17 protein-coding genes and 1 pseudogene are annotated in these 20,937 nt (G+C 75.3%); 7 read left to right on the forward strand and 11 right to left on the reverse strand.

Annotated elements, in window-relative coordinates:
* The 3 genes and pseudogenes from ABT106_RS12815 to ABT106_RS12825 all read right to left on the reverse strand — a co-directional run.
* Positions 1-383 (reverse strand): annotated as a pseudogene (locus ABT106_RS12815) (hypothetical protein); the annotation flags it as partial.
* 156 nt (positions 384-539) lie between these two features.
* Complete coding sequence (locus ABT106_RS12820) at positions 540-851, reverse strand: multicopper oxidase domain-containing protein (protein ID WP_502979336.1); 312 nt, start codon at positions 849-851, stop codon at positions 540-542.
* Between the two features lie 62 nt (positions 852-913).
* Positions 914-1,171, reverse strand: a complete 258-nt coding sequence (locus tag ABT106_RS12825; RefSeq protein WP_351275931.1) for a hypothetical protein — start codon at positions 1,169-1,171, stop codon at positions 914-916.
* 77 nt (positions 1,172-1,248) lie between these two features.
* On the opposite strand from ABT106_RS12825, the gene ABT106_RS12830 reads away from it, so the two are divergent.
* Both ABT106_RS12830 and ABT106_RS12835 read left to right on the forward strand, forming a co-directional pair.
* On the forward strand, positions 1,249-1,950 hold the full coding sequence (locus ABT106_RS12830) for a DUF998 domain-containing protein (RefSeq protein WP_351275933.1): 702 nt from the start codon (positions 1,249-1,251) through the stop codon (positions 1,948-1,950).
* Positions 1,947-2,819, forward strand: coding sequence for an alpha/beta fold hydrolase (locus tag ABT106_RS12835; RefSeq protein WP_351275935.1), 873 nt, complete (start codon positions 1,947-1,949; stop codon positions 2,817-2,819). The genes ABT106_RS12830 and ABT106_RS12835 overlap by 4 nt, the downstream gene beginning before the upstream one ends.
* Here ABT106_RS12835 and ABT106_RS12840 read toward each other — a convergent pair.
* From ABT106_RS12840 to ABT106_RS12855, 4 genes are all read right to left on the reverse strand, one after another.
* Positions 2,804-3,223, reverse strand: coding sequence for a CBS domain-containing protein (locus tag ABT106_RS12840; RefSeq protein WP_351275937.1), 420 nt, complete (start codon positions 3,221-3,223; stop codon positions 2,804-2,806). The two genes, ABT106_RS12835 and ABT106_RS12840, sit on opposite strands and share 16 nt — an antisense overlap.
* Before the next feature lie 148 nt (positions 3,224-3,371).
* Entirely contained in the window at positions 3,372-4,088 is a 717-nt protein-coding gene (locus ABT106_RS12845) for a DUF305 domain-containing protein (RefSeq protein WP_351275939.1), read from the reverse strand.
* Positions 4,085-4,765 (reverse strand): thioredoxin-like domain-containing protein, encoded by a 681-nt coding sequence (locus tag ABT106_RS12850; RefSeq protein ID WP_351275941.1) that lies wholly within the window; start codon positions 4,763-4,765, stop codon positions 4,085-4,087. The genes ABT106_RS12845 and ABT106_RS12850 overlap by 4 nt, the downstream gene beginning before the upstream one ends.
* A gap of 56 nt (positions 4,766-4,821) precedes the next feature.
* Positions 4,822-5,193: a hypothetical protein gene (locus ABT106_RS12855; RefSeq protein ID WP_351275943.1), complete on the reverse strand. Its 372-nt coding sequence runs from the start codon at positions 5,191-5,193 to the stop codon at positions 4,822-4,824.
* Between the two features lie 173 nt (positions 5,194-5,366).
* Between ABT106_RS12855 and glnA2 the strand changes: the two genes are divergently transcribed.
* Together glnA2 and ABT106_RS12865 are read left to right on the forward strand one after the other, a co-directional pair.
* Complete coding sequence (gene glnA2 / locus ABT106_RS12860) at positions 5,367-6,728, forward strand: gamma-glutamylpolyamine synthetase GlnA2 (RefSeq protein WP_073914665.1); 1,362 nt, start codon at positions 5,367-5,369, stop codon at positions 6,726-6,728.
* A gap of 273 nt (positions 6,729-7,001) precedes the next feature.
* Positions 7,002-7,706: a class F sortase gene (locus ABT106_RS12865; protein ID WP_351275945.1), complete on the forward strand. Its 705-nt coding sequence runs from the start codon at positions 7,002-7,004 to the stop codon at positions 7,704-7,706.
* Positions 7,707-7,732: 26 nt separating this feature from the next.
* On the opposite strand, the gene ABT106_RS12870 is transcribed toward ABT106_RS12865, so the two are convergent.
* Positions 7,733-9,853: a PIG-L family deacetylase gene (locus tag ABT106_RS12870; RefSeq protein ID WP_351275947.1), complete on the reverse strand. Its 2,121-nt coding sequence runs from the start codon at positions 9,851-9,853 to the stop codon at positions 7,733-7,735.
* A gap of 756 nt (positions 9,854-10,609) precedes the next feature.
* On the opposite strand from ABT106_RS12870, the gene ABT106_RS12875 reads away from it, so the two are divergent.
* Positions 10,610-13,597: a bifunctional [glutamine synthetase] adenylyltransferase/[glutamine synthetase]-adenylyl-L-tyrosine phosphorylase gene (locus ABT106_RS12875; protein ID WP_351275949.1), complete on the forward strand. Its 2,988-nt coding sequence runs from the start codon at positions 10,610-10,612 to the stop codon at positions 13,595-13,597.
* A gap of 26 nt (positions 13,598-13,623) precedes the next feature.
* On the opposite strand, the gene ABT106_RS12880 is transcribed toward ABT106_RS12875, so the two are convergent.
* From ABT106_RS12880 to ABT106_RS12890, 3 genes are all read right to left on the reverse strand, one after another.
* Positions 13,624-14,634 carry a helix-turn-helix domain-containing protein gene (locus tag ABT106_RS12880; RefSeq protein WP_351275951.1) on the reverse strand — a complete coding sequence of 337 codons (1,011 nt, stop codon included), beginning with the start codon at positions 14,632-14,634 and terminating at the stop codon, positions 13,624-13,626.
* Between the two features lie 371 nt (positions 14,635-15,005).
* The gene (locus tag ABT106_RS12885) at positions 15,006-16,883 is read right to left on the reverse strand and encodes a serine/threonine-protein kinase (protein WP_351275953.1); all 1,878 of its coding nucleotides are present in this window, start codon (positions 16,881-16,883) and stop codon (positions 15,006-15,008) included.
* 151 nt (positions 16,884-17,034) lie between these two features.
* Positions 17,035-17,652 carry a TetR/AcrR family transcriptional regulator gene (locus ABT106_RS12890; protein WP_351275955.1) on the reverse strand — a complete coding sequence of 206 codons (618 nt, stop codon included), beginning with the start codon at positions 17,650-17,652 and terminating at the stop codon, positions 17,035-17,037.
* A 120-nt stretch (positions 17,653-17,772) separates the two neighbouring features.
* Between ABT106_RS12890 and ABT106_RS12895 the strand changes: the two genes are divergently transcribed.
* Together ABT106_RS12895 and ABT106_RS12900 are read left to right on the forward strand one after the other, a co-directional pair.
* Positions 17,773-19,395 (forward strand): APC family permease, encoded by a 1,623-nt coding sequence (locus ABT106_RS12895; RefSeq protein WP_351275957.1) that lies wholly within the window; start codon positions 17,773-17,775, stop codon positions 19,393-19,395.
* The gene (locus tag ABT106_RS12900; RefSeq protein ID WP_351275959.1) at positions 19,317-20,906 is read left to right on the forward strand and encodes an amidohydrolase; all 1,590 of its coding nucleotides are present in this window, start codon (positions 19,317-19,319) and stop codon (positions 20,904-20,906) included. Before ABT106_RS12895 ends, ABT106_RS12900 begins: the two co-directional genes overlap by 79 nt.
* Positions 20,907-20,937 lie beyond the last annotated feature (31 nt).

Below are 20,937 nucleotides of genomic sequence, written 5' to 3' on the forward strand. Positions count from 1 at the left end.
GCATCGGCTACCCGGCGCCGGTCCGCGCCCAGTACGACATGGTGTCCTTCGACCCGCGGGGGGTGGACCGCAGCACTCCCGTCGAGTGCCTGAGCCTGGGCGGGCGGCGCGTCCTGGGCGTGCGGTGCGCAGGGTGCGGGCGGTGCGGCGAGGGCGTCGTCCGGGGCTTCGGAGGGGGCGTCGTCCGGGGCGGGGGTGCCGGCCGGGGCGGCGTCCGCCGGGGTTCCGGGCGCGGCCGGGGCCTGCTCCCGGGACGGGGTCTTGTCGAACGACAGCGTCCGCGCGGGCGGTGCCGGTATCGAGGCGGCCTCGGGTATCGGCGTACCGTCCGGCTCCGTCGCCGGGCCGGTCGGGTTGCTGGGCGGATTCGGCGGAGTGCTCATACCGGCGGAGGCGTCCTTCTGTCGCGGCTGTCGTGATCTCGGTAAGAGTCCCACGCCGCCGCGCCGCGTCCGGGTGATTTCCGTACGGCAGCGGCCCGGCGGGAGCCGGACCGGTACCGTACGGCCGGCGTCAGAGCTGGTGGCCGAGCACCGTCATCATCCGGACTCGAAGTGGTGGGCGTTGTGGCAATGCATCATCCACAGCCCCGGGTTGTCCGCGTCGAGGTCCACCGTCAGCCACCCGCGCGGCAGGACGATCGCCGTGTCCTTGCGGGCTCCGCCCGCCCCGCCGCCCAGGGCGAAGGGGTGGCCGTGCGGGTGCACCGGGTGCCACATCGTTGTGGAGTCGTTGAACTCCGGCCGGACCCGCTCGCCCGCCGTCACCGGGTGCCGCCGGTCCGGTGTGTACGGCTTGCCGTCGAAGGCCCGGTCGTACCGGTTCGTGGAGCCCGTCAGCCGGATCTGCACCGTGCGGTCCGGCTGACGCGGAGCCGGCGCGACGGACCCGGCGGCCTTCAACGCCCCCGCGGTCAGCGCCGGTCCGTCCCGGCCGGCCGGGACACCGCGGCGGGCCAGGGCCCAGGCGCCGGCTCGGAGTGGTGAGGCTCACGGTGGCCGGACGGGCCGGATGGGGCCGCCGGGGCAACGGAGTGGGCCGCGGGGCCGTCTTCCATGACGTGGGACTCAGCCGGATGACCCAGGGTGTGCATGGTGACGATGCCGAGCAGCAGCGAGGCGAGCAGCAGCAGGCGGCGCCAGGGGGCGGCTCGCCGGGCTCCACGCTTCATGATCGGAACCCTGCCCGGGGTGGGTATCCGGTCATAGGACCGACCGACCCCGCGTCTGCAGAGGAATCAGTCACACGATGCCCCCACACGGCCTCTCTCGGCGGACCGCCTGGCCGGTCGCCCTGCTCATCGGACTCGGCGCCGCGGCCTACACCGCGTGGGTCCTCGAAGTCGTCCTCTCCACCGGTCTCAACCCCATCGAGACCTACGTCAGCGAGCTGGCCGCCCAGAACCAGCCGCTCGGCGGCCTCTTCCGGGCCACCGACTTCGTCGCCGGCCTGCTCGCGTTCGCCGGCGGCCTGCTCGCCCTGCTCCGGCTGGTGCGGTACGCGGAGTCCCGCCGCCCGTGGGCCGTCGTCGGCTGGGCCGGGATCACCCTGTTCGGCGCGGCCACCGCCGCCGACGCCTGGCTGCCGCTGAGCTGCACGCCCACCGTCGACCCCGAGTGCGCCGCCCGCGAGACCGCCGGGCTGGTCCCCGCCACCCATCAGGCCCACGCCATCAGCAGCAGCCTCGCCATGTGCGGCGCCCTCGCCGGGATCGTCGCCCTCACCGTCGCCGCGCGCCGCTACGGCTGGTTCGCCCCGCTCGCCCGCTACGGGCCGGCGCTCGTCGCCCTCGAACTGCTCGCCACCGCCTGGACCCTGACCTCCATCGCGATGTTCACCGCCGGGCACGGGACCTGGGCCCTCGGCGCCGGACAGCGCCTCCAGGTGCTGCTGGTGGCCCTCTGGCTGGGACTGCTCGCGTACTCCGTCCACCAGGAGCGCCGCACGTGAGCGGCCCCGCGCGAAACGGCCGCTTCGTCCGGGTGGACGGGGTCCCGCTGCACGTGGTCGTCGAGGGCCGGGGACCCGTCTGCGTGCTCAGCGCCGGCCTCGCCATGGCCTGGTTCGACTGGGACCCGGTCGCCGCCCCGCTGGCCGCCGCAGGCCGCACCGTCGTCCGCTTCGACCGCCCCGGGCACGGCCTGAGCGGCCCGGCGCGCACCGCGCCGACCGCCGCCGGGGAGGCCCACCGGATCGCCGCCCTGCTGGACGCGCTGGACCTGCCCGGCCCCGTCACCGTCGTCGGGCACTCCCTCGCCGGGTTCCACGCCGAGGCGTTCGCCCGGCTCCACCCCGCCCGTACCGCGGCCCTGGTGCTGGTCGACGCCAGCGTCGAGGAGGACCCCCGCACCGTGCTGCCCGCCGCCCTGCGCACCGGCGCCGCCCGCGTGCTCGGCCGGGCCGTGACCGCCGCCGGACTGCCCGCCGCGCTGGGGCCCGCCGCCCGGCGGGCCACCGTACGGCTCTCGCGTACCGGCGGCGGCGACCCGGCCGCGCGGGACCTCGTACGCCGCTGCTATCGCACCGGCCGCGTGTGGCGCGGGGCCCTGCTGGAGAACTCCCGCTACCGGGACATGGCCGCCGAACTCCCCGCCCTGCGCGCAGCGCACCCGCTGACCGCGCCCGCCACCGTGCTCGTCGGCCACGACGGCTCCGCGGGCCGGGGCGCGCTCGGCTGGCTGTCCCGGCAGGCAGCGCTCGCCGACCGGATCGGCGCCCGCTTCGAGGTCGCCGAGCCGTCGGGGCACCTGGTCATGCTGGACCGCCCGGACCAGGTGGCCCGGGCGGTCCGGTACGCCGCCGCTCAGCCGCGGGCGTAGACCTTCTCCGCCCAGCCCGCGATCTGCGCGTCGCTCAGGTGCCTGGCCAGATCGGCCTCGCTGATCATGCCGACCAGCTTCTTGTCCTCGATCACCGGCAGCCGCTTGATCTGGTGGCTCTGCATCTCCTCCAGCACCTCGGAGACGTCGGCGCCCGAGTCGATCCAGCGCGGGGTGCCCTTGGCCATGTCGCCCGCGGTCACCTTCGCCGGGTCGTGGCCCAGGGCCACACAGCCGACCACGATGTCGCGGTCGGTCAGGATGCCGCAGAGCCGCTGTTCCGTGTCGCTGATGGGCAGCGCGCCCACGCCCAGCCGGTCCATCAGCTGAGCGGCCCGGTCCAGGGTCTCGGTGGCGGGGATCCACTGGGCCCCGGGGTGCATGATCTCTCCGGCGGTGGTCATCGCGTACCTCCTGAGTGCGCCGCTGGGCGCGTGACCGGCCGGGCGCGGGCGCGCCCGCCCGGGCACCCCCGGGGGCGGTGTGCGGTGTGCGCGCGTACGCCCGTACGGGGGGCAGGACGCCCTCTCCTCACCGTACGGGCGTGTCCCGTCACCCGCGCGGCGCGGCCCCGCGCTGCTTCAGCATGTCCGCCATCAGGGTGAGCTCGGACTGCTGTGCCTCGACCATGCCCCGGGCCAGGTCCCGCTCGGCCGGGGTCACGCACTGCTCGGCGCACCCCCGGGCCATCGCGACGCCGCCCACGTGGTGGTCGGTCATCAGCTGGAGGTAGAGCACCTCGGCGTCCCGCCCCGAGGCGGCGCCCAGCCGCGCGATCTCCTCCTTCGTGGCCATGCCGGACATCAGGGCGCCGGGCTTGGCCGCCGCGTGCCCGCCGCTGCCGCCCGCGGCGTCCCCGGTGCCCCCGGCGTCGCTTCCGCCGTGCCGGTCGTGCCCGTCCGAGCCCTCGGACGGCGCCATCCAGCTCATCGGCGGCTCGCCCGCCACCACCTTCGGCAGCCCCCACAGGTCGAGCCAGCCCAGGAGCATGCCCCGCTGGTTGGCCTGCGTGTTGGCGATGTCGTAGGCGAGGCTGCGCACCGCCTCGTCCTGGGTGCGGTCCCGGACGACGAAGGACATCTCCACCGCCTGCTGGTGGTGCACCGCCATGTCCCGGGCGAAACCGGCGTCCGCCGAGTGCAGCGCCGGCGTACGGTCCGCCGGATCCGGGTCACCGCTCGCGGCGGCCACCGTGGCCGCCGCCGCGAACAGCAGCGCGAGCAGGACGGCGGTGCCGGCCGCCCAGTACGTGCGCGGCGTACGGCTCACTTGTCCGCCAGCCCGCTCGTGCAGGCGGCGCCGGGCTCGGGGGTCTGCGGGCCCTGCACGTACTTGGTGAAGAACTGCGCGACCCGGGGGTCGTCCGCCTTCTCCACCGTGAGCTGCTTGCCCCACGCGCTGAGCATGATCGCGCCGGCCTGCTCCTTGACCGGGCTCATCAGCGTGTACGGGGTTTTGGCCACCGTCCCGGCGAGCTTGTCCACGTCGCCCTGGGCGGCCTTCTCGTTGTACGTCACCCAGACCGCGCCGTGCTCCAGCGAGTGCACGGCGTTCACCTCGGGCAGCGGGTTCTTGTAGACGTCGCCGTTGCAGTTCATCCAGCGGGGGTGGTGGTCGCCGCCCACCGGCGGGTTCATTTCGTACTTCACCGGGGTCTCGACGTGGTTGCGGCCGAGGTTCTTGGCCTCCCAGGTCTGCTCGCCGTCGACCGGCGCCTTGCGGGCGGCGGCGGCCTTGTCCTGCGCGCGCTGCTGCGCCTCCTGCCGGTCGATCAGCACCCACGATCCGAAGCCGACGAGTCCGACGACGACGACGGCGGAGGCGGTGATCGCGATGGCCTTGTTGCGCCGGTCGCGCGCTTTGTCGGCCCGGCGCATCTGGGCTATGCGCGCCTGGCGGGACTGGTTCTCTGAGGTCCGGTCGGACCTGCGGGGCTGGCTGGCCATGGTGTGCCCTGGTTCCTTCTGCTGAGGGGGGTGGGTGGACGCGAAAACCGGACCCGTCAGGTCCGCAGCACTTGGAGGGCATGCAGGTCGGGGGCGCGCGCCAGCGCCCGCGGCGGCCTGACCAGCCCCCGCGCGGCCGCCGCGGGCGCGGCGGGCGGCCCGCCGGCGTGCAGGACGACGGCGGGCGGGGGCACGGGCAGTACGGCCGGGACGACGTGCGCGAGGGGCGAGCAGCCGGGCAGCTCGTACGGGGAGGTGCAGACGGCGTGCGTCCCGTGCTCCGGCGCCGCCCCGGGGACGGACACCTCACCGGGGCGCGCGCACAGGAACAGCGCGCCGACGAGCAGGCCCAGGGCCGTCAGGAGGAAGGCACGCCGAGGGACGGGGCGTACCTGACGCCCCGCCCGCGTGTGCTCCCGGCCCCCCATGGGCGCAGATGGTAATGCTCATGACGGCTCCACGGTCAGTGCGGGGGTGCCGCGGGCTTTGGCGGGTGCGTAATGTGGCGGAAACCACCGCTGGCGATACTGGGCCGGCCCCTCTGTGCCCCCGGCCCCCGGGGCGGTGGTGCACAGGCCGTCTGAACTGCGAGGATGAAGGCATGGACAAGCAGCAGGAATTCGTCCTCCGGACGCTCGAGGAGCGCGACATCCGCTTCGTGCGCCTGTGGTTCACCGATGTACTGGGCTTTCTGAAGTCCGTCGCGGTCGCCCCGGCCGAACTGGAGCAGGCCTTCGACGAGGGCATCGGTTTCGACGGCTCCGCGATCGAGGGCTTCGCCCGGGTCTACGAGTCCGACATGATCGCCAAGCCGGACCCGAGCACCTTCCAGATACTGCCGTGGCGCGCGGAGGCCCCCGGGACCGCCCGGATGTTCTGCGACATCCTCATGCCGGACGGCTCGCCGTCCTTCGCGGACCCGCGCTACGTCCTCAAGCGCATCCTGGCCAAGACCTCCGACCTGGGCTTCACCTTCTACACCCACCCGGAGATCGAGTTCTTCCTGCTGAAGGACAAGCCGCTGGACGGCTCCCGCCCGGTCCCGGCTGACAACTCCGGCTATTTCGACCACACTCCGCAGAACGTGGGCATGGACTTCCGCCGCCAGGCGATCACGATGCTCGAATCGATGGGCATCTCGGTGGAGTTCAGCCACCACGAGGGCGCCCCGGGCCAGCAGGAGATCGACCTGCGCTACGCGGACGCGCTGTCCACGGCCGACAACATCATGACCTTCCGCCTGGTCATGAAGCAGGTCGCCCTGGAGCAGGGCGTCCAGGCCACGTTCATGCCGAAGCCCTTCTCGGAGTACCCGGGCTCGGGCATGCACACGCACCTGTCCCTCTTCGAGGGCGACCGCAATGCGTTCTACGAGTCGGGCGCCGAGTACCAGCTCTCCAAGGTCGGCCGCTCCTTCATCGCGGGCCTGCTGCGGCACGCCGCCGAGACGGCCGCGGTGACCAACCAGTGGGTCAACTCCTACAAGCGCATCTGGGGCGGCTCCTCCCGCACCGCAGGCTCCGGCGGCGAGGCCCCCTCGTACATCTGCTGGGGCCACAACAACCGCTCGGCCCTGATCCGCGTCCCGATGTACAAGCCGGGCAAGACGGGCTCCTCCCGCGTGGAAGTCCGCTCGATCGACTCGGGCGCCAACCCGTACCTGACGTACGCCGTCCTCCTGGCGGCCGGCCTGAAGGGCATCGAGGAGGGCTACGAACTCCCGGCGGGCGCCGACGACGACGTCTGGGCCCTCTCGGACGCGGAACGCCGCGCGATGGGCATCGAACCCCTCCCGCAAAACCTCGGGGAGGCCATCTCCCTGATGGAGCGCAGCGAACTGGTCGCGGAAACCCTGGGCGAGCACGTCTTCGACTTCTTCCTGCGCAACAAGAAGCAGGAGTGGGAGGAATACCGGAGCGAGGTCACGGCCTTCGAACTCCGCAAGATGATGCCGGTGCTGTAACGGCAGCCCGGCACCCCACCGGGCACGCTCCACCCCTACGGGCCGACGGTCGACGACCGCCGGCCCGTAGGCGTTTCACCGGCCCGGGGGCGTCGGCCCCGGGCCGGCCGGCCCGGTGAGCGGGGGGCTGTCACAGGGCTGGGACAGGGAGGGGACCGTTCCCGCAATCAAGATCCGTACATTGTTCACAGCAGCACCGCCCCACCCGTCGCCGCCGACGCCGCACCCCCTCCGCGGGGTGCGGTCTTCCGCCCCTCCCGCGGGAGTTCCCGTATGCCGCGTATCCGCCCCGCCCGTAACACCCGCCCCGCCCGTAACACCCGCCCCGCCCCTGGCACCCGTGCCGCCAGGTCCGCCCGTGCCGTCGCCGCCCTTCTGCTCGCCGTCACCGCCGCCTCCACCGCGGCGGCCTGCGCCCCGCAGGCCGCGCCCGCCGCCGGCCCGTCCGCCCCCGGCACGTCCGCGGCGCCCGATCCGAACGTACGGGCCGACAGCCGCCCCGCACCGGAGGCGGCCGCCGCGCCCCTGCCGCGCTCGGAGCCGGTCCGCGTACGCATCCCCGCGGCGGGCGTCGACACGGGCCCCGTGCTCGAACTCGGCCTCAACGCCGACGGATCCGTGGAGGTGCCCGCGGTACCCGAGGCCGACCGCATCGGCTGGTACGGCAAGGGCCCGGCCCCCGGCGAGACCGGACCGGCCGTCCTCATCGGGCACTTCGACACCGTGCGCGGCCCGGCGGTGCTCAAGGACGTGGCCCGGGTCCACACGGGCGACGTCGTCGAGGTGGAGCGCGCCGACGGCCGGAAGGCCGAGTTCCGTGTGCGCGAGGTGGAGCAGGTCGACAAGAAGACGTTCCCGACCGAGAAGGTCTACGGCGACACCGCCCGGCCCGAACTCCGCGTGATCACCTGCGGCGGAGCCCTCACCGACGGCCACCGCCCCGACAACATCATCCTGTACGCGGACCTGGTGGCCTGAGCCCGAGACCGCGGCCGGCCCCCGCTTCAGCCGGTCGCCGGATGCCAGGCGGGCGGGGTGGGGGAGCGGCCCGCGGGGGTCGTCGTGACGTGCAGGCGGGCGTCCAGGCCGAGGACCGCCGTCGTCGTGGCGCCGGTGGGTTCCAGGACCGCGGCCGGGGCGCCCGCGTACAGCAGCCGGGACTCCGCCCAGGCCGGCGGGCCGCCGGGGTCCGTGCCGGCGGCCGTGCCTGTGCCGGCGCGGCCCGCCAGGTGGCGGCCCGCCACGCCCACCGCGCCGTACCCGGCCCGCCCGCCGGCCTCCGCGAGGTGGGAGACCCGCGGCGCCGCCGGGCCCGCCGTGACCAGGGCGCTGCGGACGACCCCCGAGTCGGGGCGGCGGAAGTAGAGCCGGACGCCCGCGCCGTCCGGGGCCGCCGACAGCGGGACCGTCGTCGCGGGCAGGCCCGTCGGGAACGGGCCGGACAGGGGTGAGTCCGGGGTGCGCCGCGTCCAGGCGGTGACGGAGGTGGCGGTGGTGGCGTACACGTGGAGCCGCCCGGCGGAGTCGGCCACCGCCACCGGATCGCCCTGGAGGTCGCGGCCGCCCAGGCGCCGCCACGGCGAGAAGCCGCCGTCCGGCTGCTGGGCGGTGGCGCGCAGGGTGCGGTCCGCGTCGCGGAGGTAGACCGTGAGGCGGCCGTCGGCGTCCACGGCCGCCGCGGGCGCGCTGATCGCCGAGGTGCCGTCCTCGTCGGCGGTCTCGGGGGTGCCGAGCGAGCGCCACGGCCCGAACGGCCCGTCGGGGGCGGACTGGTCGGCGTACACGACCTCGCGCCGGTAGCCGGCCGGGCCCGCGCCGAGGTCCGTACGGGTGGCCAGGACCGCGATCCGGCCGCCGGGCAGCCGGACGCTCGTGGCCCCGGGGTCGATGCCGGTGCCCGGGAGGAGGACGGGCCCGGCCCACGCGCCGCCGGGGGACCGGGTCCAGTACGCGGTCCGGCCGTCCAGGGTGGCGAACGCCCACAGGCGGCCCGGCGTGCCCTCGGTCAGCCAGGAGGTGTGGTCGGCGCGGGTGTAGCGCAGCGACTGGGCCCAGTCGCGCCCGGTGGGGCTGCCCGCGACCTTGCGGTCGCCGCACCCGGAGGGGCTGCCGCAGTGGTTCTCGCGGTCCAGCCAGGCGTACGTCTTCAGGAAGCCGGTCTTCGTCGCGGCCGTCTGCGGGTCCAGCGCGTGCGGGAGAGTGCCGTTGTGGTAGCCGAGGTAGTTCTGGACCGTGAACGCCGGGCGGTCCCGCACCCGCTGCGCGTACGCGGCGGCCGCGGCCTGCGCGAAGCGCGCCCCGTACATGTGGTCCTGGTGGTCGGTGTAGCGGCCGGTCTCCGGATACCGGCCCGGGGTCGGGTCCTGCATCCGTATCGTCGTCGGCCGGTACCGCTCCAGGACCCCGGCTATCGCCCGCACCGCCTGGTCCTTCGTGTACACGGACGGCTCCCGGACGGGCGTGCCGGAGGCGAGCTGGGATCCCAGCGCCGGTATCCGGCCGTCCCACAGGCCGCGCAGGCTGTCGGGGTTGTCCCCGGTGGGGCTGCGGGCCTCGCGCAGTTGCAGCCACACCAGGTTGACCTGCGGTTTCGCGATGAGGACGTCGATCTCGGCCCGGCCGCCGCCGTCGGTGGGCACGACCGTACGGCGCCACGTGCCGGTGCGGTCGCCGGTGGCCATCTGGGCGTACGCGGCACGGATGCCGTTCTGCCGGGCTTCCGCGTAGTGGGCGCGGTCGGCGGGCTGTTCGGGGTCCTTGAGGTGCCTGCCGTTCGCCGCGTTGCGGCCGTCGGACTCCCCGGAGGTGAGGTACGCGGTGGTCACCGGGGTGCCGGCCAGCAGGGAACGGCTCAGGTCGGGGTTCATGAAGAACAGGTCGTCGTCGGGGTGGGCGACGATCTGGACGACCGAGCCGCCCGTGGTGCTGGCGGGGAGCGCGGCCGGGCCCCGCTCCTGGGCGGCCCCGGCCGGTGTCTGCCGGCCGGACGCCACGGAGAGGACCTCGGTGGCGCCGGCGGTGAGCGCGAGGAGCACCACGCCGAGCCGGACGCGCCGGCGTACGGGGCCCCGCGACCGGGCCCCGCCCGAGGCCGCCCGCCCGAGCCCCGCCCGGGCTACGGACACCGCCCGGGCTACGGACACCGCCCGGGCTACGGACACCACCCCGGGGGCGGGCGTCGCCCCGGGCTCGGGCCCGGAACCTGACCCGGGTGTGTCTGCGGGCTGCGGCCCGGGCGCCGGTGCGGTCCCGGCTGCGGGCTCCGGCCCCGACCGGGGTACGGGCCCTGTCCCCGGCGCGGGCACCGGCTCCGGCCTCGGCCCGGGTATCCGGCCGGGCTCGGGCATCTGCCGTGGCCCGGGTATCGGGCTCGGATTCGGGCTCGGCATCGGTGTCCGCCTCGGGGTCGGCCTCGGATTCGGCATGGTCACGCCTCGGGTTCGGTCCGGGCGGGGGCAACCGCCGGCAGTAAGGGAGAGGCCGATATCGGGAACTTGGTTCGCCGCCAGCCCTGTTGGCTGCGGCTGTTCGGGAAACCTTGCGAGACGACCGGCCGTCCGAGGTGCGCTTCCCGCGGCCGTCCGCGGAACTCTGGGACAACTCCCGGCGACGCCCCCCGGGCCCCGGCGGCGGCCCCGTCCTCCGGCGGCCCCGTCCCCGGCGGCCCCCAGGGGCCGCGTGGCCCCCACGGGCCGCCCCGGCCCCCGGCCCCGCCCGGCACCTCGCGGGATGACCGGGTGCCGCCCCGTGTCGCCCCGCGTGAGTCGGCGAGTCGGCGAGTCGGTGAGTCGAACGCCTGCTCCGGATAGGCTCCCCCCAGGGACAACCGGCACGACAGGCACGCCAGGGCAGTGGCGGCGACGACCGCGGGAGGCCACGGGATGACAGTCCCGGGACGCAGGAGCAGCACCTTCATCAGGCTGCTGCGCAGCGGTTTCACCGACCCCTCCACCGCGGCCCGGCTCCTCGACGCCGACGCGCTGGCCTCCGTACGGACCGATCCGGTCCTCCTCGACGCCCTCGGCGCGACCGCCGACCCCGACCTCGCCCTCCTCGGGCTGGTCCGGCTCGCGGAGGCGCAGACCGAGGAGGACCGGCCCGTCCTCCTCGACACCCTCGTCAGCGCCAAGCCGCTCCGCGACCGTCTCCTCGGCGTGCTCGGCGCCTCCGAGGCGCTCGGCGACCACCTCGCCCGCCACCCCCGCGACTGGCGGTCGCTCGTCACGTACGAGGCCGCCGACCTGCACCCCGGGCTGCCCGAGTTCGAGCAGGGCCTGGCCGACGCCCACGACCCCGTCCAGCTGCGCGTCTCCTACCGCCGCTGCCTGCTGTCGATCGCCGCCCGCGACGTGTGCGGCACCACCGACGTCGCCCAGACCGCCGCCGAGCTGGCCGACCTCGCCACCGCCACCCTCCGCGCGGCCCTGCGCATCGCCTCCGCGGCCGCCCCCGAGGACGCGGCCCGGTGCCGGCTCGCCGTCATCGCGATGGGCAAGTGCGGCGGCAACGAGCTGAACTACGTCTCCGACGTCGACGTCATCTTCGTCGGGGACAGCGCCGACGGCGCCGACGAGGGCAAGGCCGTCCAGGCCGCCACCCGCCTCGCCTCCCACCTCATGCGGATCTGCTCCGAGACCACCGTCGAGGGCACCATCTGGCCCGTCGACGCCAACCTCCGCCCCGAGGGCCGGAACGGACCGCTCGTCCGCACGCTCGCCTCCCACCTCGCCTACTACCAGCGCTGGGCCAAGACCTGGGAGTTCCAGGCCCTCCTGAAGGCGCGCGCCGTCGCCGGCGACGAGACGCTCGGCGCCGAGTACATCGAGGCCATAAGCCCCCTCGTCTGGCAGGCCGCCGAACGCGAGAACTTCGTCCCCGACGTCCAGAAGATGCGCCGCCGCGTCGTCGACAACATCCCCGCCGCCCAGGTCGACCGCGAGCTCAAGCTCGGCCCCGGCGGCCTGCGCGACGTCGAGTTCGCCGTCCAGCTGCTCCAGCTCGTGCACGGCCGCAGCGACGCCACCCTGCACTCCGGCTCCACCCTCGACGCCCTGCACGCCCTCGCCGCCGGCGGCTACGTCGGCCGCGCCGACGCCGCCCAGCTGAACGACGCGTACCGCTTCCTGCGCGCCATGGAACACCGCATCCAGCTCTACCGGCTGCGCCGCACCCACCTCGTCCCCGAGGACGAGGCCGACCTGCGGCGCCTGGGCCGCTCCATGGGCCTGCGCACCGAACCCGTCGCCGAGCTGAACAAGGCGTGGCGCCGGCACGCCTCCGTGGTCCGCCGCCTGCACGAGAAGCTGTTCTACCGGCCGCTGCTGGACGCCGTCGCCCAGCTCACCCCCGGCGAGACCCGGCTCTCCCCGCGCGCCGCCGGCCAGCGCCTCGAAGCCCTCGGGTACGCCGACCCGGTCGCGGCCCTGCGCCACCTGGAGGCCCTCTCCTCCGGCGTCACCCGCAAGGCCGCCATCCAGCGCACCCTGCTGCCCGTGATGCTGGGCTGGTTCGCCGACTCCGCCGACCCGGACGCGGGCCTGCTGAACTTCCGCAAGGTCTCCGACGCCCTCGGCAAGACCCCCTGGTACCTGCGGCTGCTGCGCGACGAGGGCGCCGCCGCCGAGAACCTCGCCCGGGTCCTGTCCGCCGGCCGCCTCGCGCCCGACCTGCTGCTGCGCGCGCCCGAGGCCGTCGCCCTGCTCGGCGACCACGAGGGCCTCCAGCCCCGTACGCACGAGGCCCTGGAGCAGGAGGTGCTCGCCGCCGTCGGCCGGGCCGCGACCCCCGAGGCCGGGGTCGCCGCCGCCCGCGGGGTCCGGCGCCGCGAGCTGTTCCGCACCACGGCCGCCGACATCATCGGCTCGTACGGTACGGAGGACAAACCGGCCGAAGAGGACCACGGAGCCCTCGTCGACCGGGTCGGCGGCGCCGTCTCCGACCTGACGGCCGCGACCATCGCCGGCGCCCTGCGCGCCGCCGTCCAGGACCACTGGGGAGACACCCTCCCCACCCGCTTCGCCGTCATCGGCGTCGGCCGCTTCGGCGGCCACGAGCTCGGCTACGGCTCCGACGCCGACGTCCTGTTCGTCCACGAACCCCGCGCGGGCGTCGACGAGCAGGAGGCCGCGAAGGCCGCCCAGACCGTCATCTCCGAGATGCGCAGGCTGCTCCAGCTCCCCACCGCGGACCCGCCGCTGCTCATCGACGCCGACCTGCGCCCCGAAGGCCGCTCCGGGCCGCTGGTCCGCACCATCGCCTCGTACGCCGCCTACTACCGCCGCTGGTCCCTGACCTGGGAGAGCCAGGCTCTGCTGCGCGCCCAGCCCGTCGCGGGCGACGAGGAGCTGGGCCGCCGCTTCATCGAGCTGATCGACCCGCTGCGCTACCCGGTGGAGGGCCTCGGGGAGGACGCCGTACGGGAGATCCGCCGGCTCAAGGCCCGCATGGAGTCGGAGCGGATGCCGCGCGGCGCCGACTCGACCCTGCACACCAAGCTCGGCCGCGGCGGCCTCAGCGACGTCGAGTGGACCGTCCAGCTGATCCAGATGCGGCACGCCTGGGCCGAACCGGGCCTGCGCACCACCCGCACCCGTGACGCGCTGGCCGCCGCCCACGCGGCCGGGCTGATCCCCACCGAGGAGGCGCAGATCCTCGACGAGGCGTGGGTGCTGGCCACCCGCGTCCGCAACGCCGTGATGCTGGTCCGCGGCCGCGCGGGGGACACCTTCCCCACGGAGGCCCGCGAACTGGGGGCGGTGGGCCGCTACCTGGGCTACGCCGAGGGGACGGCCGGCGAGATGCTGGACGACTACCGGCGCATCACCCGCCGGGCGCGGGCGGTCGTGGACGAGCTGTTCTACAGCGGCTGACGGGCGCCCCCGGACGCCCGCCGGGGTCAGGCCGCCGCCGTCGGCGCCGGGAAGGCCGCGTCGGCTCCGGCGGACTCGGCGGCCCGGGCGGACTCGGCCGCTTGCGCCGCTTCGGCCGTTTGCGCCGCTGAGGCGGTGCAGCCCGGGCAGTGGCCCGGAGACGCGCCGCGGAACGCGCGGTCGCAGCCGTCGCAGGTCTGGAACGGCTGGACCACCCGGTCCGGATGCCGGGGGCCCGGCGCGTGCCGCGCCAGGTGGGGCGGCCGCAGCTCCGCGAGCCGGTGCGCCAGCAGCCCGGCGGGCGAACGGATCGGCTCCGCCGGGAGGCAGCCCGCCAGGGTGCCGCTGACGGCGGCCGGGGTCACGCCGCGCTCCAGCCAGACGGTCACGGCGGGCGCGAGCCGTGCCACGTCGCGCTCCGAGAGCAGCAGCCGGGGGTCCCGCAGCCGCAGCCGGACGAGCAGCTCGGCCCCCTCCCGGTGCTCGGCGGGAACCGGCCCGAAGGCCGGGCGGGGCCCGCTCCGGGCCCGGGGGTGCGCCGCCGGGGGCGCTGGTTCGGGCTCCGCTTCGGGTTCCGCGTCAGGGGCCGGGACGGCGGCCGGGCCCGCGGCGGGCGGAGCCGCGGCCACAGCCGCCAAAGCCGGAACCGGGCCCGGCGGTGGCGGCGGTGTGGACGGGGACGCGCTCGGCGCCGACTCCCGGCCGGGGCCCCGGCCGAGGGCGGCCTCCGCCTTCCTCAGCCGCGCGGCGGGCGGGTTGTTGTACGACACCGTGCGGGTGACGACCTGCCCGGACGGCAGTCGCTCCCGGGTGCGGGACAGGTAGCCGTGCGCCTCCAGCTCGCGCAGCGCGGCGGCGATGCGGGTCTCGCCCTCCGAGAAGCGCCGCGCCAGGGCCTTGATGGAGACGTCGGCACCGGTGGGCAGGGACTGGATGTGGGCGGACAGGCCGATCGCCGTCAGGCTCAACTCGCGGTGCTGGGCGAGATGGTTGCCGATCGTGACGTAACGCTCGGGGTGGCGGTCTTTCTCGTGCATGACACCGGGCCTCGGAATGCCGTACGGAGCGCGCGGGGGCGCGCTAAGCTGCTGTTCAGCCACGGGAAGACCCTTACTTCCTGAGCGGTGAGGCCCTCGGCGGGATTGCAGTCCCGTTCGGGGGCCGTTCGCATGTCTGGGGTTGTCGAGGCTGAGCCTGCACCCCGAACTGGCATATGCGCCACCCACGTTGGCTTCGTTCACCCGACCGAGTGAGCGAAGCGGGGTTTGGTTGGGAGAGGTCATTTCCCTAGGTTGTTGAAAGGGTTTGACGTCGTGCCCGACCGCCGTTCAGTCCACCGGAACGCGGAAAGCCAGACCCGGTGAACAGGGCCCCGGAGCAGGGGACGGTGGTGCCGGTGGTCCTCGGGTCAGCCCTGGCTCGTCCAGCGTTGTGAGGCCTGGCCGCCGCAGTTCGCCGTGACCAGGCCGCTGCTCATGCCCAGGTCGAGGCAGCCCCCGCCGAGGCCGCTCACCAGGGTGCCGCCCGCGCCCGAACGCCACAGCCGGCCGATGTCCTGGGCGCAGTCGCCGACGAAGACGGCCTGGTTCAGCCCGTTCGAGTACAGGCACTGGCCGGTCTGGGCGTTGGCCAGCTTGAAGGCGCCGCCCGACGCGCCCTTCACGGTCCAGCGGGCGGTGGAGTCCGAGCAGCTGCCGTGGTCCGAGGAGCCGAAGACCTGGGTGATGCACCGGCCGTTGTTGCCGTTGCGGTAGCTGTGGGTGCCGGACGCGGGGGGCGGGGCGGTCGTCGGCTTCACGCCGCCGCCGGTGGGCTTGGGCGCCGGGGCGCTGGCGGGCGGGGGGTTGCCGCCGCCCGGCGGGACGCCGGGGGTGCCGGAGTTCCCGGCGCCGTTGCCGCCGCCCCCGTTCCCCGCGCCGGCGCTCGTGCCGGCGCCGCCTGCGGCCCCGGCGGCCGGGGGCTGGGCGGTGCCCGGGCCGGCGCTCGTCCCCGCGCCGCCCTGACCGCCGTCCGGTACGGGATCCCCCGGCGGGGCCCCCGCCGGGGACTGCCCCGGGGGAACCGCCCCCGACGGGCTGCCGGCGGCCGTCGCCGCCGCCGGATCGGCGGGTGCCGAGGCGGGCGCGGTGCCCTGCGGTCCGGACCGCAGCTCGGTCGTGTGCGGCAGGAGCTGGAGGGCGAGCGTCGTACCGCCGGCGACCACGACGACCGGTACGACGGCCAGGAACACGCGGGTACGGCGGCTGCGCTCCGGCCGCTCCCGGGCGGTCACGGGCCCGGCCGCCGCCTCGGGTGCGGGCGCGGGCCCCGACGTCGCTCCCGCCTCAGGCGCCCCCGCGGCCAGCGGGAGCGTCGGCACGTCGGCCTCCCGCACGTCCGCGGCGAACGCGGCCCGCTCGGACAGCCGCTCGGTGATGGCCGCCGGCCACAACGGGGTGGCGAACGGGCCCAGCCGCGAGGCCCGTTCCAGCAGTCCGGCGGCGGTGGGACGGTTTCCGGGGTCCTTGTCGAGGCAGGTCGCCACGAGGTCGGCGAGCGCCGGCTCCAGCTCCCGCAGCGGATCCAGGTCGGGCTGCTCGTGGACGATCCGGTACAGCACGCCGTGCCCCGACTCGTCGCCGAACGGGGGCTGCCCGCACGCCGCGTACGCGAGGACCGACCCCAGCGCGAACACGTCGGTGGCGCCGCTCAGCCGCCGCTTGCCCGAGGCCTGCTCCGGTGCCATGTAGGCGGGCGTCCCCACCACCATGCCGGTCCTGGTCAGCTGGCTCTGCTCGGCGACCCGGGCGACACCGAAGTCGATCAGGGTGAGGCCGTCGAGGGTCAGCATGACGTTGGACGGCTTCAGGTCCCGGTGCACCATGCCGAGCGCGTGCACCGCGGCGAGGCTCGCGGCCGCCTCCCGCAGGAGCAGCCACAGGGCGTGGGCGGGCAGCGGGCCGCGGTGCAGATCGACGGCCTCCTTCAGGGTGATCCCGGGGACGTACGCGGTGGCGAACCACGGCGGCCGGGCCGTGCGGTCGCTGTCGAGCAGCGGCGCCGTCGCTCCCTCGGGCAGGCGGGCCAGGTTGTCCAGCTCGTGGCCGAAGCGGCGTACGAAGTCCTCGTCCTCGCCGACGACCGAGGCCAGCAGCTGCTTGACGGCGACGTACCTGCCGTCCCGCACACCGAGGTACACCCGCCCCATCCCGCCCGCCCCGAGCCGGCCCGCCAGCGGGATCGACCCGATCCGGCGGGGATCCCCCGCCTCCAGCGGCCCGGCCCCGCTCCCCGTCAGCTCTAACACGTCAGCCCCGTCGGAATGGAAAACATTTTGTCGGAATCTACCTGATGGTCCCGACGGCAACGAGCCCTGGCCGTCGCCGACTTGAGCGCGCGGGGGTGTCGTCGCGGCCGTTGCGTACGTCCGCACGGCAGGAGCGAGTTGGACGACGACCCTAGGCCGGTCCTGTCTCCGTTCCGCCCAGCAGGGCACGCGCGTACGCGAGGAAGCCCGCCAGGGCCAGGTCGAAGGCGGCGTCCGCGCGCCCGGGGCCGCCCGCGGCCAGGGCCCCGGCCAGCAGCGGGGTCTGGGGCGTCGGCTCCCACATGGCCTCCGGGGCGGCCAGGTCGAGCGCCGAGCCCAGGACCAGGTTCTCCAGGCCGGTGAGCAGCGGCATGACCCGTTCCACGGGGAATCCGGCGGCCAGCAGCAGTTCCACCGCGTGCTCGTAGTGCGCGAGCACCCGGGGGGCCCGTACGGGCGTGGTCATCAGCAGCGGGATCGCCCGCGGGTAGGCGGCGAAGGCGGCCCGGTAGGAGCGCGCCCACTCCTCCAGGGCCCGGTCCCAGGGGGTCAGGGCGAGAGCCTCGCCGGCGATCCCCTCGCTGACCAGCTCGCGCACCAGCTCCACGACGCCCGCCCGGCCGTCCACGTGGTGATACAGCGAGGCGGTCTGCACGCCGAGCGCGCGGGCGATCTGCGGAACGCTGAATTCCCCCTGTTCCGCGACCAGTTGCAGTGCGGTCGCGGCGATCCGCTCCCGGTCGAGGAGGGGGGTGCGCGGCCGTGCCATCGGTTTCTCCCACCGTGAGGTCTTCCCGTACGCCGAAACCGGAGGCTGCATTGCCGCGAACCGAAAGCCTTTAGGTTTTGTCCTCCCGCCGCCTGCCGTTCGCAGAAGGGTGCAGTGCGCATGCCTGAAACGCCAGAGCCACCAGTGTCCAGAACCGCCGGTCCCGGACCCGGACCGGAACCCGGAGCCGGACCCGGCCGCACCCCCGGCGCCCCCGCCTCCGCCCCCGGCGCCCTCCGCACGGGCGCCCTCGGGACCGCCGACATCTCCTTCTTCGTCGTCTCCGCCGCCGCCCCGCTCACCGTCATGGCCGGCGTCGCCCCCGTCGCGATCCTCCTCGGCGGCATCGGCGCCCCCGCCGGCTACCTCCTCGCCGGCCTCACCCTCGCCGTCTTCGCCGTCGGCTTCACCACCATGGGCCGCCACGTCCGCAACGGCGGCGCCTTCTACGCCTTCATCACCCGCGGCCTCGGCAAGCGCGTGGGCATCGGCGCCGCCCTGCTCGCCCTCATCGGCTACAACGGCATGGAGATCGGCGTCTACGGCCTCCTCGGCACCACCACCGCCGACACCGCCCACGCCCTCGGCGGCCTCGACGTCCCCTGGCTGCCCGTCTCCCTCGCCGGCCTCCTGCTCGTCTGGTACGGCGGCTACCGTTCCATCGACTTCGGCGCCAAGCTGCTCGGACTGCTGCTCGTCGCCGAGACCGGGATCCTCGTCCTGCTCGCCGCCGGAGTCCTCCTCAAAGGCGGCGCCCACGGCCTCTCCGCCGGCTCCTTCGCCCCCGGCGCGGTCCTCGTGCCCGGCACCGCCGCCGTACTGGCCTTCGCGTTCGCCGCCTTCACCGGCTTCGAGTCGACCGTCATCTACCGCCGCGAGGCCCGCGACCCCGACCGCACCGTCCCGCGCGCCACCTACATCGCCGTCGCCTTCCTCGGCCTCTTCTACGCCTTCGTCGTCTGGACCGTCATCCAGGCAATCGGCGCCGAGGACGTGGTCGCCGCCGCCGCCGAGGACCCCGGCGGCCTCTTCTTCGCCGCGATCACCACCTACGTCGGCCCCTGGGCGGCGGACCTGATGCACGTCTTCATCGTCACCAGCGTCCTCGCCTCCCTCCTGGCCTTCCACAACGCCATCAACCGCTACGCGCTCGCCCTCTCCGAGGAGGGCGTCCTGCCCGCCGCCCTCGGCCGCGTCCACCCCCGCCACGGCTCCCCGTACCTCGCCGGCCTCGTCCAGACCGTCCTCGGCGCGGCCATCGTCCTGGCCTTCGCCCTCGCCGGAGCCGACCCGTACCGGCAACTGCTGCTCTGGGTGAACACGCCGGGCATGATCGCCCTCATGGCCCTGATGCTGCTCACCGCCATCGCCGTACCCGTCTACTTCCGGCGGGTCCCCCACGACGAGGGACCCTGGCGGACGGCCGTCGCCCCCGTCACGGCCGCCGTGCTGCTCGCCGTGGCGATCTGCCTGGTCGTCTCCAAGGTCGGCCTGTTCACCGCGGCCTCCACCACCGTCAACACCGTCCTCGTCACCCTGGTCCCCGCCGTCTTCCTCGCCGGCCTCGCCCTCGCCCAGTGGCTGGGGACCCGCCGCCCCGAGGTGTACGCCCGCTTCGCAGCGGAACCCGAAGCCGTCCCCGCCACCCAAGGAGAAGAAACGCCGTGCCCGCTGCCGACACCGTCCTCACCGGAGCCCGCGTCCGCACCCTCGACCCCGGCCGCCCCGAAGCCCGCGCGGTAGCCGTCCGCGGCGGCGAGATCACGGCCGTCGGCGACGCGACGGACGTACGCGACTGGCTCGGCCCCGCCACCGAGGTGATCGACCTCCACGGCGCCACCCTCACCCCCGGCCTCACCGACGCCCACAGCCACCCCGTCTGGGGCATCGAGATGGCGGAAGGCACCGACCTCTCCGCCGTCCGCGACCCCGACCAGCTCCGGGCCGCCCTGCGCACCGCCGGCCGGGGCCCCGGCGGCTGGGTCACCGGCCACGGGCTCGACCACAACGCCTTCGGCGGGCTCCCCGTCGACCGGGCACTGATCGAGGAGGCCCTCGCCGGAGCCCCCGCCTTCCTGCGCCTCTACGACGGCCACTCCGCCCTCGTCTCCGGCGCCGCCCTGACCGCCGCCGGGATCACCGGCCCCCGCACCTTCGCCCAGCGTTCCGAGATCGTCTGCAACGCCGACGGCCGCCCCACCGGCCACCTCGTCGAGCACGCCGCGATGGCCCTCGTCGGCAACCTCGTCCCCAAGCCCTCGCACGGCGAGCGCCGGACCCGGCTCGTCGAGCTGCTCGGTTCCATGGCCGCCACCGGCCTCACCGGCGCGCACGTCATGGACCTCGGCGACGGCGACGTACCGGCCCTCCTCGCCACCGTCGAGTACGAGGGCGACCTGCCGCTGCGCCTCAACCTGGCCCCCTGGTGCATGCCCGGCGCGGACGACGCCGACCTCGCGGAACTCATCGCCCTCCAGGGCACCGCGGGCCGCCACTGGCGGATCGGCGGCGTGAAGTTCTTCATGGACGGCACCGTCGAGGGCGGCACCGCCTGGCTCGATCACGCCGACTGCCACGGCCAGGGCACCGAGGCCTTCTGGCCCGACCCCGCGGCCTACGCCCGCGCCGTACGGGTCCTGGACGCCGCCGGCGTCCGCACCGCGACCCACGCCATCGGCGACGCCGCCGTCCGGCACGTCCTGGACACCGTGGCCGCGCTCGGCGCACCGGCCCGGTCGCGGCACCGGATCGAGCACATCGAGACCGTCCCCGACGACCAGCTGGCCCGGTTCGCGGAACTCGGCGTGATCGCCTCCATGCAGCCGCCGCACACCGCGTACACCCGGGCCGACCACACCGACGAGTGGTCGAAGCGGCTGGGGGAGGAGCGGGCCTCGCACGCCTGGCGCTGCCGGGACCTGCGGGACGCCGGCGCGGTCCTCGCGCTCGGCTCGGACTGGCCCATCGCCCACTACGACGCCCGCCAGATCCTGGTGACCGCCCGCAGCCCCCTCGGCGCGGCCGCCGCGGGCCCCGCCCTGACCGGGCTCATGGCGCTGGAAGGACTGACCTCGCACGCCGCGCTCGCGGCGGGGGAACAGCGGGTGGCGGGCCGGATCGCGCCCGGCTGCCGGGCCGACCTGACGGCCTTCGCCCTCGACCCGGTCACCGCCGGGGTGGACGAACTGGCCGAGGCCCCCGTACGCCTCACCATGTCCGGGGGACGGACCACCCACCGCGCGGCGGAGGTGTGACCGGGAAGGAGCCGGCCTGCCGGGCCCGGCA

This window comes from Streptomyces sp. NPDC002044 (assembly GCF_040296725.1).
GTDB classification, from domain to species: domain Bacteria; phylum Actinomycetota; class Actinomycetes; order Streptomycetales; family Streptomycetaceae; genus Streptomyces; species Streptomyces antarcticus.